The organism is Bacillus sp. IBL03825 (assembly GCF_024712505.1).
Lineage (GTDB): Bacteria > Bacillota > Bacilli > Bacillales > Bacillaceae_G > Bacillus_A > Bacillus_A wiedmannii.
Genome location: NZ_JAMXKE010000001.1, coordinates 2312850 through 2325781, shown reverse-complemented (window position 1 = coordinate 2325781; position 12932 = coordinate 2312850). Strand labels below are relative to the sequence as shown.

Genomic DNA, 12932 nt, shown 5'->3' with positions numbered 1-12932 from the left:
CGTTTTAGAACATAGTTACATTTTAATTTTTTAAGCTAGTCTATCAATCGCTCCCTTCCAACTCCTCACTTTCTTCACGTATTTGTCCAATTAATGAAATTACGGAACCTACGGCTTGTATCCAACTTCCTGTTATTTCTATAAGTTGACCTTCTTTATTTTTTTCATTCGGTTCGCTATTCACTTGAATGTTTGAATTTTTTTCAATATCATTTAATTGATTTTCTTTACCATACTGTCTCTCTTCTCTATTAGTTTTCAGTTCATAAATACCCCCAATTGCTTGCAATGAATTCCCTATAGCTTGCAATAAGTTTCCTACAATATTTAAAGATTCATCTTTATCTGAAGTATCCTCAAATTCATCTGCTAATGCTGTAAGTCCTCCTAAAGCCTGTGTCCAATTCCCAGCAATCACTAATTTAATTTTTGTTTCATCTTTAAACTCAATAACCAATCCAGATATTACAGTTACATTACCAATTGATTGAATTTCATTTCCGATTTTTTCAAGCGATATTTCCCCTTGACCATCAGCCTCTAAAGCATTTCCAACTGCTTGTAATACGTTCCCGTATACATTCAAATCTTTCCTTACATTACTGCTTATAAAATAAAAAGGTGTACTTCCAATAGCGGCAGTTATTGTACCTATAGCTGCTATTAACGCACCAAATATTTCCTTTAGTTGGTTCTCCATTTATAACCTATCCCAACATTAAGTAATTACTTTCATCTTATTCAATCCCACATCTACCTGTTAAAAATTCAAATTATCTCTTCGTTTTCCCTCTTTTATTAGGTTGCTTTATAAAAGCAAATTTTCTAAGAAATCATGCTCATATATTGAGCGTAATTCTGTATTATTTTTATACATATTGCTACTTCTTTTTTAATGACTATACATTTGTAAGGTATTAAAATCCCCACTTTCTTTCTACAAAATAAAAAAGCAGCTGTTAAGCTACATTACATTCGTTTTATCCCCAAGTGAAATGATATATATATTCTCCCATTCCCCTTTGATTAATCCCATTAATTCTAGCAAACCGCATTAAGTCCGCTCCTTGAAGAAAATACATCGCAAGCATTACTGGTACTTGCGACCACATAAACTGATAAAGCTCCTCGACTCTCAAGTTTGTCGAAACAATTAAATCATTTACAGGTCCTTGATTCCATACAGAAGTTCTAACTGAAATAAACGGAAGATCCTTTCCATTTACCACTATTCTTGCCATGCTTTGAGTTATGTCCACATCAATTCCCTCCATCATTACAAAAATCGGACCTGCGTATTTACTCCTATGGTTATAAATATTCTTGACTTTCATAAATGACTAAGGCAAACCTCTATTTTTCGACTCTATTCAAATGAATTTATTTATTACAGTAAAAAACAAATGAAATTTTAGTATTACTCTCCCTCAACTTCCGTATTATTTAGATATTTCATACTCTTGTTCGCTATTAAAATCCGGTATGCAAAATTGCATATCTTATTATCTTAATATCACTTTATTAACTACAATTTGATAGAAATTCATTTGAATCACCTGACAAATCAACATTTGTAATTTAATTCCTTATTTAAAATTCCACCTTATCATTTTTAAACCCTATATTCAAATAATTATATTGGAATTTCTTGTTGTATACACATCTATCTTTTTGATGTATTATATACGAGAAGAGTAAGGTAAGAGTTACTCTTTGCCATTTTAGGAAAGGTCCTGTTGAAAACAACAGGACCTTTTTTCATATAATTGAATTTCCACTTATTCCCATCTTATAACCATTCTATTATTTATCAAAAACACTATGCTCATGTAATACATATCTGTAAATCAATGAATATGCATGCGCTTTATAAAGAAAATAAAAAAAGCACGTTATTCGTCATTTTTGCGAATCAGCTTTACAATTGCCATTGTGTATGAACATCGATTTTTCTAGCATCTAGTTCATCTCCTTAAAAATGCAGGATTTCCCTATCCAATATCGAATTTGTAATGTTTGGAAAGGGGGTGTAACATGGAGGAATTTAAAGTGGGACTTACACAATTTTTAGACTTCACACTGAAAAGTAGTGCAGCTAAAACAAATTTTGTAAAGAATCTAAAATCTCAACCTGAATATCACCCGGTTTTTGATTACTGGAAACAATTACGAGAAACTGTTATTAAATTTCATAAAAACGAACTACCTTTTGAATGTTTTGAAACATTAGTACAAACTGTTGACCAGAAGAAAAAGCAAAACTACATTGATGTTATAAAGCAGTACAAAAAATTTATTAAAAACAAAGACGTCTCTTGGTTTGATCCAGGTAAATCGCATTGGTTATCAGATAATTTAATCGTCCGCTCATCACCTGAACTCGGTTTGCTCATAAATGATGAGCCGCATCTTATTAAACTATTTTTCAAAGGAAAGAAAGAGCGAATTGATAAATATAACATCAACTCAACACTGACATTATTAAATGAATCAACATTTTCAAATGAATATAACGATGTGAATTATACTGTCCTTAACATCCAAAAGAACAAAATGTATACGAATAACTCTATTAATAACGATCATTTAATAGCTCTTGAATCAGAAGCCCACCAGCTTTGTTATTTATGGAATAAGATATAAAGGGTATAGGTATCTCTTTCAATACCTTGTTCATGCGTAATTTGGGCACAATTTTCACAAATCCAATTCGTTTCGTTTAATTGAGGCTCACCTTCTTGTTTCTCACAGACAATGCAAGGTGGGCGTTTTTGTTTCTTCCCCCATTTCAACACCCTAATTCCCCCTGACTTCTTAACCGCTAAATAATTCCTAAGATGTTCTTATGATCCCTTTCACGTTCCACATCATGTTTTTTCTTTCACTCTATACATCCCCTCTTGTTAGTCACGCTTGTTTCACCCACATTACTTTATTTGGTTGTGATTATTACTGGAACTCTGATAACGCCGCCCTAATCTCTTCTCTCACAACTTCACGAATAAGTTCTTATAACGATCATATATGCATCCCCTACATCTTTTTTTGAATTTCCTGCTTGTTGATCATTACTCATAAAATTTATGAGTAATGATCAACCACCGTTTACCTTCTCTAAGTACCGGAAAGAGATTGCTTGTTTTATCCGATATTACATTTCAGTCGCTTCATAAACATCTCATAAAAATATGTGAGAGAAGAACGTTATAGCGATGGCTATCATGAATACAATTTGATTTACCCTACTTAAAAATTCATAAGTTTGACACAGCTCATGAAAAAGCTTATAAAGAAAAGTGAGGTTCCTAATATTCTTTTCTAGTATCTAAGGTATATATCCGCAGATCACAAGCGAACGTTTCGGACTTAACAGAGTAGGTATCACATTGGACAATTACTTCCATGTTGTACCAGGACTTCAAGAAACTGCGGTGGATCAATTTGCAAACGAATTATTCAGAAAGAAAACTCTCGTTAGAATTTCGTTAGAAGTTTTCGTTTCACAGCAAATACACCAACTAAACAACCAAAAATATTGATAGTGAAAAAGGAGAAACAAAACATGAAAGAAATCAAATCTGAACAGGAATTCAAAGATATCATCGCAAGTGAGGAGCCAGTAGTTGTAAAGTTCTTTACTACATGGTGCCCAGATTGCGTGCGTATGGACAACTTTATCGGAGATGTAATGGAAGAGTTCAATAAGTTTGGATGGTATTCTATTAACAAAGATGAGTTTCCAAGTATCGCTGAAGAGTATCAAGTAATGGGTATTCCAAGTTTACTTGTATATCAAAATAGTGAGAAACTAGGCCACTTACATAGTGCTAACGCAAAAACTGAAGAGCAAGTTACTGAGTTTTTAGAAGCATACTAAGATTAAAACCCTCTGAAAAATAATTTCTAGAGGGTTTTAATCTTTTTTCACAATTATCTTTCGTAGTTGTTTCGTCATTTCTTCAGAAGTGTAGTATACAGTTTCTTCATGACCAATGTACATAATTACACTCCTTTCCCCTTCATCTCCGAGGTATAAATGTATCCCCTTCGTATCACTATTTTCATATGTAATTAGTATATCGTATTGTGGTGTTTCGCCTCTTTTCTTTTGTTTTTTCATGCCATTAAACATATTATTAATTCCATTGATTATTTGTTTGTCTTCTATGTTTAGAAAATAATTTTCATTTAATCCACCGTAGCCATTAAAAGTAGATATGGATACTTTAGAAATATTATGTTCCTTCATATTTTCGATATTTGATGAATTACAACCAATCATTATAAGAACAATATTAGTTTTTTCATCCTCTTACCCTCCCTTTTTAATTGGGAATAAAACCCAATTAATTTCACACTCTAACTTTGCACTTTACAACATATTTTTCCTTCACGAAACTTTGTTATCCCCTTCTTAAAAACCTAAAAAACGTCAACAATGTTTGTATAGACCCACACGAGTTTTGTTTGGTACTCTATTTATAGAAAGAAATTCCTTGTAGAAAGGTGAGTGATTAAAATGGATACTCTTTCTCATAAAGAAGCTGATAAAGGTGCTATTGTTAGCATTATGGCCTACATATTTTTATCCTCTATGAAAATCATCATCAGTTATATTACCCTCTCTAGCGCATTACGTGCTGACGGTTTAAATAACTTAACGGATATCGGTGCTTCTTTAGCGATATTAATTGGTCTAAAAATCTCTCGTAAACCTCGTGATCCAGATCATCCTTATGGGCATTCGCGCGCAGAACAAATTGCATCACTCGTTGCTTCTTTTATTATGGCAACGGTCGGTTTAGAAGTTGTTATTAGTGCCATTCAATCTTTTTTTAATCCGAAACAAGCAGCGCCTAATGTACTTGCTGCATGGGTAGCCTTATTTTCTGCTGTCGTTATGTACTTTGTGTATTTGTATACGAAAAAGATTGCAGCACGAACAAAAAGTAAATCATTAGAAGCCGCTGCAAAGGATAATTTATCAGATGCTCTCGTAAGTATCGGTACAGTAGTAGGTATTGTCGGTTCGCAGTTCCAAATGCCTATTTTAGACCCTATTGCCGCTTTAATTGTCGGCCTTATTATTTGTAAAACTGCATGGGAGATTTTCGTAGAAGCTTCTCATATGTTAACGGATGGAATCGATCCAGATAAGATGGAAGAGTACGCTGGTGCTATTGAACATATTGGTGGGGTGGAAAACATCGTAGACATTCGCGCGCGTATGTACGGGAATCAAACGTACGTTGATATTACAATCGAGGTAGATGCTCGTATGGATGTTGGTGAAAGTCATTGTATTACTGACAACATCGAGGCTATGCTTCGGAAAAAGTTTGGCATTTACCATGCACACATTCATGTTGAACCAATGGAAAAAGAACCTATTATGACATAGGTTCTTTTTTAATGAACGCTTTATGAAATATAACACATAAAACGAGCCAGCTACCGCCAGCTGCCCATCCTGCTAATATGTCAGATGGATAGTGAACGCCAAGATATATTCGGCTAACTGAAATAGATAATACAACAAAGCTCGCTATAAAAATAATCAACAATTTTTTATGCAATGTAATACGTTCTTCTGTAATTGTGACGTATGCAATAAATCCTAAAAAAGCAGTAGCATTCATCGTATGACCGCTCGGAAAACTATATCCAGTTGCCGTAACAAGCTGCGTTACATCCGGTCTTGCTCGTTCGTACCATAGTTTAAGCATACTGTTTAAATAACGAGATCCATAATAATTAATTGTTAGAAGTAATGCGCTAAGCAACTTTTTTCTAACGAGAAAATACATTACAAGAATGATGAGTAACGGAAAATATATTCTTTTGGAACCGATAAAAGACATCCAAGTAAAGTAGGCTGTCAAGTAATCGTTTCGAAAGCTTTGAATAAAATGCGCGACTATATTGTCAAATTTCTCAATACAAGCGGTATGATACGAAAGTGATAATACGACAAAACAAATGAGTAGCGTAAAACTTAACAAGTATAAATGTCGATATCGTTTCACATACATAACCTCACTATGCAAAAAAATGGAGCGGTTGTTTTAGTTTTCCTCTCCATTTCTTTTTTATGCATAGTTTATTAAAAAATATAATTGTTAATTTTTTCTTGCATTGTTGGAATATCTTCATTCGTTACTGTAAAGCGAATCACTTTCTCGTCAAGATCAAGCGCCTCTGCAAATAAACCTGCTAATCCGCGAGATTTTCTGTCTACTTCCATAATAATTTCTAAGCGATCGTAAGCGCTTGGTAAGATTAATAATTCTAGTTCATCTAATTTCCCATAATACTCTCCGGAAACAGGAACAAACTCAAATTCTTGTGCAAACGGAACTTGCTTACGTAATCGATACGGTAATTCTTCACATTCTATATGACGCGCTTTAAAACCTAATTGATTTACACTCTCTAACACACTATTTAATAGTGCATTGGGCAACACTTGAATGTAATCACGATCACTTGGATCTATACTGCGTTTAATATCAAGACCTGTATGCACCCAAACTGTTTTCATTCCAAGTGTAAGCGGCGTTTCAACTGGCATTATAAATGAAAATGGAATTTCTTTTTTTTCATTTGGCTCAACAGAAAAAGGTTCTGTTAAACGAACTCGCTCTAAATCATATGTTGCTGTTACTTTTTTATCATCCACTTCTCGTACATACGACGTCGATAACGTTAAGTAAATGCTTTCAATTTGTTGGCTAACTGAACCACCAGTTATATGAACCTTCCCTAGTATCTCTTCTCCAACAATATACTCATCTTTTTCAAGAACTGTATCTACTTTTGCATTACCAATACCAACACTTGCTAAAAACTTTTGAAACATGGAACCTCCATCCTTTCTAAAGCAAAAGCTATATCTTTTTTTAAATCTTGTACATTCTCATAGTACGGCGTTTTTATTTGTAACATTCGCATAAGCATTTCACGGTTATAATTTTCCAAAGTTAATTCGTCATACCATGGTTTTTCATGTTTTTCATTAGATTCATAGCCTGCATATAATAAAAATAACGAGAAATGACCAAGCGCATAAAAATCGCTACGAAAGTGAACTTCTCGCATCAAAGCTTGTTCACCTTCATAAGCTGTAGCTCGTTCATCACCCTCACCCTTCAATTTAGCTAATCCAAAATCAATAATACTAATTTGGTTTTCTTTCATTAATATGTTTGGAATGCGTAAATCTCGGTGAATAATACCTTTACTATGAAACACCGATACAATTTCTAATATTTCATATAAAATTTTTAAAACTTCACGTTCTGTATATGCATGCCCATCTAAGAAAATATAATCTTCGAAATTTTTACCAGGCATATATTCCATCACGAAAAAGCTTTTTTTCTCCCATACGAAATGATCATATAAACTAGGAATTGCATGATGATTTAATGTTTGTAAAATCATTTTCTCTTGTTCAAATGATTTTCTACCAGACTCATACCTTTGTTTACTTTGTCTTAATTGTTTTAAGACTTTATTTCTATTTATTTGTAAATCATTAACGACATATGTAACCCCATAACTGCCCATTCCAATTACTGATTCAATTTTATAACGTTCTGCAACAATTGTATTTTTTCGCAGTGGTCTATCAAATAAAGCTAGTATACGACGCCATTTCATCAGCTACTTGAAAAGAAGCTACGGCTTTTACGTTTTCTTTTATAATGCTGATGCCCATAACCAGATGAACGTCGTTTATAATCGCTACTTGAATAAGAGCGACCTCTATGGCGATAATCACTACTAGAATACGAACGATTTTTTTTCCTACCTAATAAAGAATCAATAATTTTTTTGAACATCCCTTCACCTCTTGAGTAAAATTTTCTTTTAATTATACCAATAATTTCCGACTATAGTTGTGACAAGTTTGTAAAGAGTAAAAAACGACGAGTTAAGCCCGCCGTTACTTTCACTCATCCTCTTCATCAAAAACTTCATCAATCATACATTTCTCTAATAAATACTCGAATGTAATATCTGCGAGATCTTCAATTTCTTCTCGTTTTGGGACGTATCCTCTTTCAATTAGTTGCTCATAAAAAAACTCCGCAATCTCTTCCGTATCAATTACGACCTCAATTTCCTTCATGAGCATCACTCCTTTATTTCTGTTTTATGAAAAAATCTCAAAATTATGTATATGAGATTAGAAAAATAGTTTTTCTTTTTTTATAGGTCATATCCTTTGGACGAGATACATACGATGGTAGTACAAGCTATCAAAAAGGGGGATTTAATTATGGAGTACCAATATGAGGTAGAACAAGAAGTAGGGCAAACAAAAGAAGAGTTCATGCATGAAGATCAATGGGCAGACTCTCTTATTAAATGGCTTTTTATTTTTTTAATAATTGTAGGCATACCTTATACTGCATATGTTGTTGTTCAATTCATTCTCTCTTTCTAGTTAACTATTTTTTCTCTGTCAATTTAACTAAATAATTATGAACAACATCCATAACAATTTTGTATTCTTCATCTTTAAATGTATCGAATAACAATTGATAATCGTTATAAATATCAAGTAATCCATCAATGATTTCTTGACGATTTGTCTTAACACTCACTTTTTTTGAGTTGTTAATTGACTTTAATTTTCCTAAATCTAATTTATTCATACCAGCTTTATCTTGTTTCATTTTCTTCAAAATTGCATTTGCCGTTTGAGCATTAGCAAGTAACGTTAAATCTGATTCATCCGCTTCTAACCATTCACCATCCGTAATTCGTGACAATTCGTATATAGTATCTTCCCATGCGTCATTTTTATATCTCCATACTTCTGTACGAAAACCAACAATACGAAACACATCTTTATCATATCCTGTTACTTGCACGAGATCACCAAATGTGAAATTATAGTTTAATTCAATCCACTCAGTTTCACCTTTTTTCATATCTTGCTCTGAAACGTGCTGCAACGTTTGCTCTACGTAAAACCCATCGTGATTATTGACTTCGTAAACGTAAACTCCATCTAAAACCTTCATATTTGTGATTTTACCAACGGTTCCATATAGCGTAATCACGACTATGTCCCCTACGTTATATTTAGGTTGCTTTTTTCTTGCCATCTATATCTCTCCTTTTTTTGACGTCGTGATTTTGATAACAGTATATGCAACCTACATAAAAACGCTTATCACAGAAGCGTATATTCATAAATTTTTTCAATAAAAAATATCACTGTATAAAAAAAATTATTTACAACGTAAAAAAGCTAGCAAATAGACTAGCTTCACGTCAAAAATTTCATATAGTTCTTATCTCTCTTGTATGTATAAATCCCAAGCTTCATCAAATATAGACATACTTTCTAGCAATCCACTTAACTCTAAGTATGAACTAATTTCATCATAATCTTCAGATTGCTTTGGAAAGCTTAAATCATCATACATTGCTTCTGCTAAATTCGATACTTCATTACTAAATAAAGCTGCACGATGCTTCATCATATAGTGGTAAAATGTCTTTTTCAAAAATATTCCCTGCCTTTCTAACTTGGATACATTATACAAGGCAAAAAAGAAAAAAACCAGCATAAAAGCTGGTTAAAAGTCGAAATAATTTCTTTTTAATAGACGTGGTCTTCCCATTAATTCTTCATATGTTAGTTGTTTTGGTAAATCTTTCGTATAAATTAGAAACAATTGATCTTCTATTTCTTTCACTGTTTGATCTGCTTGATAGTCCATACCACATGAGGAACAAGAAATGCATGGTGTCTCTTGGATTTCAATGGCTTTCGTACCATCTGGTAATTCCCAATATACAGTATTCAAGCTTTCTTTCGCTTCTGTACTGTCACACCACATACAATTCATACTGCATCACCCTCATTTTTTTTGTCGTTTTCTTCTAATTTAGCCATTTGCGATTGATACTTTTTATCTTTAAGTTGATCACGCTTATCACGTTTATCTTTTAGTGATGCATGAGTGTCATTATCTTCATAGTCTTTACGACGGCTCATACGCTGTAAGTCGTCTGGAACAAGGTTAAATTTCTTATCACTCATAAGACCTGCAATACCAACATCTGAACGTTTTTCTTCGTAGTTTGGATAGATTTCTTTAAAGTACCCTTCTGCTCTTCCTGGGATATAACTCTCTGGCTCTGGATACGTTGTAATAACACCTTCAAAGTTACGAAGTACAACTTTATCTGCACTTTGCGAAATTAAATAGTTTGGTTGAAGCGCAATTTTCCCGCCGCCTCCTGGTGCATCTACAACGAATGTTGGAACCGCATAACCAGATGTATGACCGCGTAAACCTTCAATAATTTCAAGACCTTTAGATACTGGTGCACGGAAATGACCAATACCTTCAGATAAGTCACATTGATAAATATAGTATGGACGTACACGGATTTTTACTAAGTCATGCATAAGTTTTTTCATAATTGGAACGCTGTCGTTAATACCAGCTAAAATTACTGCTTGGTTTCCAACTGGAACACCAGCATTCGCTAGCATTTCACATGCTTTTTTCGATTCCTCTGTAATTTCAATAGAAGTATTGAAATGTGTATTTAACCATACTGGATGGTATTTTTTAATAATATTACATAAGTTTTCTGTAATACGCTGCGGGAATACTACCGGCGCTCTCGTTCCGATACGAATAATCTCGACATGCGGAATCTCTCGTAAATTTTTTAATACATATTCTAAAATTTTATCGTTAATAAGAAGACCGTCACCACCAGAAATTAATACATCTCGTACTTGTGGTGTATCACGAATGTAACCAATTGCATCATCTAATTGTTTCTTCGGCACACCCATTCCAATTTGTCCACTAAAACGACGTCGTGTACAGTAACGACAATACATAGAACATTGATTCGTTACTAAGAACAATACGCGGTCTGGATAACGATGTGTTAGCCCTGGAACTGGTGAATCTTCATCTTCATGAAGCGGATCTTCTAAATCATATTTTGTTTTATATAACTCTTCCGAGATCGGTACAGATTGCATCCGAATCGGACAGCGTGGGTCATCAGGATTCATTAGCCAAGCATAGTACGGTGTAATATTTAACGGGATCGTTTTTGTTGAAATTTTAACGCCTTCTTCTTCTTCAGGTATTAAATTAATCACTTTCTTTAAGTCATCCAAAGTTTTGATCGTATTCGTTAATTGCCAAACCCAGTCATTCCATTGCTCTTCAGTAACATCCTTCCACAACTCGATATCCTTCCAGTGACGATTTGGTTTGTATACATCATGTAACATTGCTATTCCCCCTTTTTATACGCTCATCCTTTATATAAGCAATAGTTATGCCAACTTTACATTATTGATAAGTAAATGTATGGAGAACGCTATTACATAAACAAAAAAATATTTGTAAGCACTGTATGAAATCCATACATACTATCATATTCATTACTTTTTATATATGTAAACACGCTTTTATTGGTGCAAACACACAAAAACCGCCAATTATTCGGCGGTTTTGTCGTACTTACTCAATTTATATTGAAGCGTTTGGCGAGGGATACCTAACATTTTTGCAGCTTGTAATATATTCCCTTCCGTTTCAATTAACGCTTGATCTATTAATTCCTTTTCCGTTTGATGAAGTGCTTCTCTAAGTGGCAATATGCTCTTCTTCTTTGGCAGATCCTCTTTCCGAAATGTACGCGGTAAACAATTGGCTGTTAGTGTATCCCCTTCTGCAATAATGACAGCATGTTCGATCGTATGTTTTAGTTCACGAACATTGCCAGGCCATTGATAAGCTTGTAGTCTTTCTTTCGCTTCCTTATCCATTTGAAGTACACCTTTTTTATAACTTTTATTATATTCGTTCAAAAAATAAGACGCTAATAATAATACATCCTCAGTTCTTTCACGTAGCGGCGGAATATATAATGAAAAGACATTTAATCGATAATATAAATCCGTACGAATTTTATTCTCTCTTAAACATACTTCTGGTGGCTGATTCATTGCGGTAATAACGCGAACATCTACTTTTCTCGTCTTATTATCACCAATTCGACGAATTACACCATCTTCTAACACACGTAGCATTTTCGCTTGTAAATCGAGAGGCATTGAATTCAGTTCGTCTAAAAACAATGTCCCACCATCTACAAGTTCAAATAACCCCGCTCGTTCAATTGCCCCGGTATAGCTACCTTTTGTCGTTCCGAACAATAAACTTTCTAATAGCGACTCTGGCAAAGCTGCGCAGTTTTGTGCAATAAATGGCTTGTTCTTCCGTTTAGAATCTTCATGAATCGCTTGTACAAATAACTCTTTCCCTGTTCCTGTTTCCCCATATATTAAAACATTTGCATCAGTTGGCGCTACTTTTTGTGCTAATTCTTTCGTCTGTTTAAATCGAGCATCATCCGTCACGATCGTCTCAAATGCAACATGCTTTTTAATTGCTTTTTTTCTAGATGACCGCTTTATTTTTGACTGCAAATCTACAATTGTATCCGTAAGTTTTTGAACTGTAGAATAGTCCTTTGCAATTTCAACAGCTCCAGCAATATTTCCATCTATAAAAATAGGTAACGTCGTATTTACTGTACAAATGTCTTCCCCATTTAAATTTTGATAATGCTGAACTTGATGAACGATTGGTTTTTTTGTATCTAACACTTTCATTAACGTACTTGTTTCCCTAGATAAAGAAGGAAACGCTTCTAACAAATGTTTTCCTAACACTTTTTCAATTTTTGATCCATCGTGTTTTGCAGCTACAGTATTATAAAAAATTGTAATACCATTTTCATCTACTGCGTGTATAGCCTCATCAATACTGCCCAAAATCGCTTCAATGACTTCTTGTGTCGAAACTGCTAGCAATGTCATCCCCCCTTTTGCCGAAAATCCAGCAATAACATGCCGAATTTCCGGCATA

19 protein-coding genes are annotated in these 12932 nt (G+C 33.8%); 5 read left to right on the top strand and 14 right to left on the bottom strand.

The annotated features are described in order from the left end of the window. Positions 1-43: 43 nt before the first annotated feature. On the bottom strand, positions 44-700 hold the full coding sequence (locus tag NHG49_RS11965; protein ID WP_088046815.1) for a DUF6944 family repetitive protein: 657 nt from the start codon (positions 698-700) through the stop codon (positions 44-46). Between the two features lie 280 nt (positions 701-980). Beyond that, positions 981-1334: a hypothetical protein gene (locus tag NHG49_RS11960; RefSeq protein ID WP_088046814.1), complete on the bottom strand. Its 354-nt coding sequence runs from the start codon at positions 1332-1334 to the stop codon at positions 981-983. Positions 1335-2034: 700 nt separating this feature from the next. On the opposite strand from NHG49_RS11960, the gene NHG49_RS11955 reads away from it, so the two are divergent. Beyond that, on the top strand, positions 2035-2643 hold the full coding sequence (locus NHG49_RS11955) for a hypothetical protein (RefSeq protein WP_258126047.1): 609 nt from the start codon (positions 2035-2037) through the stop codon (positions 2641-2643). Here the strand turns inward: NHG49_RS11955 and NHG49_RS11950 are convergent. Next, a complete protein-coding gene (locus NHG49_RS11950; RefSeq protein ID WP_154131299.1) occupies positions 2622-2795 on the bottom strand; it encodes a hypothetical protein in 174 nt (57 codons plus the stop codon). The genes NHG49_RS11955 and NHG49_RS11950 overlap by 22 nt on opposite strands. 591 nt (positions 2796-3386) lie before the next feature. Between NHG49_RS11950 and NHG49_RS31665 the strand changes: the two genes are divergently transcribed. Beyond that, positions 3387-3539, top strand: coding sequence for a hypothetical protein (locus NHG49_RS31665; RefSeq protein ID WP_258126046.1), 153 nt, complete (start codon positions 3387-3389; stop codon positions 3537-3539). Between the two features lie 23 nt (positions 3540-3562). Continuing rightward, a complete protein-coding gene (locus NHG49_RS11940; protein ID WP_098110992.1) occupies positions 3563-3877 on the top strand; it encodes a thioredoxin family protein in 315 nt (104 codons plus the stop codon). 36 nt (positions 3878-3913) lie between these two features. Here the strand turns inward: NHG49_RS11940 and NHG49_RS11935 are convergent, their stop codons facing one another. Beyond that, the gene (locus NHG49_RS11935; RefSeq protein WP_098110993.1) at positions 3914-4282 is read right to left on the bottom strand and encodes a YhfM domain-containing protein; all 369 of its coding nucleotides are present in this window, start codon (positions 4280-4282) and stop codon (positions 3914-3916) included. 237 nt (positions 4283-4519) lie between these two features. On the opposite strand from NHG49_RS11935, the gene NHG49_RS11930 reads away from it, so the two are divergent. Continuing rightward, positions 4520-5401 carry a cation diffusion facilitator family transporter gene (locus NHG49_RS11930; RefSeq protein ID WP_000380378.1) on the top strand — a complete coding sequence of 294 codons (882 nt, stop codon included), beginning with the start codon at positions 4520-4522 and terminating at the stop codon, positions 5399-5401. Here NHG49_RS11930 and NHG49_RS11925 read toward each other — a convergent pair. The 5 genes from NHG49_RS11925 to NHG49_RS11905 form a co-directional block, all read right to left on the bottom strand. After that, positions 5391-6026 (bottom strand): phosphatase PAP2 family protein, encoded by a 636-nt coding sequence (locus NHG49_RS11925; protein ID WP_064477325.1) that lies wholly within the window; start codon positions 6024-6026, stop codon positions 5391-5393. The two genes, NHG49_RS11930 and NHG49_RS11925, sit on opposite strands and share 11 nt — an antisense overlap. A 77-nt stretch (positions 6027-6103) precedes the next feature. Continuing rightward, positions 6104-6859, bottom strand: coding sequence for a sporulation protein (locus tag NHG49_RS11920; RefSeq protein WP_064477326.1), 756 nt, complete (start codon positions 6857-6859; stop codon positions 6104-6106). Further along, positions 6841-7662, bottom strand: a complete 822-nt coding sequence (locus tag NHG49_RS11915; RefSeq protein WP_064477327.1) for a serine/threonine protein kinase — start codon at positions 7660-7662, stop codon at positions 6841-6843. Before NHG49_RS11915 ends, NHG49_RS11920 begins: the two co-directional genes overlap by 19 nt. After that, a complete protein-coding gene (locus NHG49_RS11910; protein ID WP_000473373.1) occupies positions 7662-7844 on the bottom strand; it encodes a hypothetical protein in 183 nt (60 codons plus the stop codon). Before NHG49_RS11910 ends, NHG49_RS11915 begins: the two co-directional genes overlap by 1 nt. Positions 7845-7954: 110 nt before the next feature. Further along, positions 7955-8134 (bottom strand): YozD family protein, encoded by a 180-nt coding sequence (locus NHG49_RS11905; RefSeq protein ID WP_000658451.1) that lies wholly within the window; start codon positions 8132-8134, stop codon positions 7955-7957. A 150-nt stretch (positions 8135-8284) separates the two neighbouring features. Here NHG49_RS11905 and NHG49_RS11900 point away from each other — a divergent pair, with 150 nt between their 5' ends. Further along, positions 8285-8452, top strand: a complete 168-nt coding sequence (locus tag NHG49_RS11900; protein ID WP_000456535.1) for a DUF3930 family protein — start codon at positions 8285-8287, stop codon at positions 8450-8452. Between the two features lie 4 nt (positions 8453-8456). Here NHG49_RS11900 and NHG49_RS11895 read toward each other — a convergent pair whose 3' ends face one another. From NHG49_RS11895 to rocR, 5 genes are all read right to left on the bottom strand, one after another. Beyond that, on the bottom strand, positions 8457-9119 hold the full coding sequence (locus NHG49_RS11895) for a hypothetical protein (protein WP_000101496.1): 663 nt from the start codon (positions 9117-9119) through the stop codon (positions 8457-8459). A gap of 189 nt (positions 9120-9308) precedes the next feature. Beyond that, on the bottom strand, positions 9309-9524 hold the full coding sequence (locus NHG49_RS11890; RefSeq protein ID WP_000750728.1) for a YozE family protein: 216 nt from the start codon (positions 9522-9524) through the stop codon (positions 9309-9311). Positions 9525-9596: 72 nt separating this feature from the next. Further along, positions 9597-9869, bottom strand: coding sequence for a YokU family protein (locus tag NHG49_RS11885; RefSeq protein ID WP_000995761.1), 273 nt, complete (start codon positions 9867-9869; stop codon positions 9597-9599). Further along, positions 9866-11287: a lysine 2,3-aminomutase gene (gene kamA / locus NHG49_RS11880; RefSeq protein ID WP_000902134.1), complete on the bottom strand. Its 1422-nt coding sequence runs from the start codon at positions 11285-11287 to the stop codon at positions 9866-9868. Before kamA ends, NHG49_RS11885 begins: the two co-directional genes overlap by 4 nt. Positions 11288-11497: 210 nt before the next feature. Then, positions 11498-12883 (bottom strand): arginine utilization transcriptional regulator RocR, encoded by a 1386-nt coding sequence (gene rocR / locus NHG49_RS11875; RefSeq protein WP_087980322.1) that lies wholly within the window; start codon positions 12881-12883, stop codon positions 11498-11500. Positions 12884-12932: the final 49 nt, after the last annotated feature.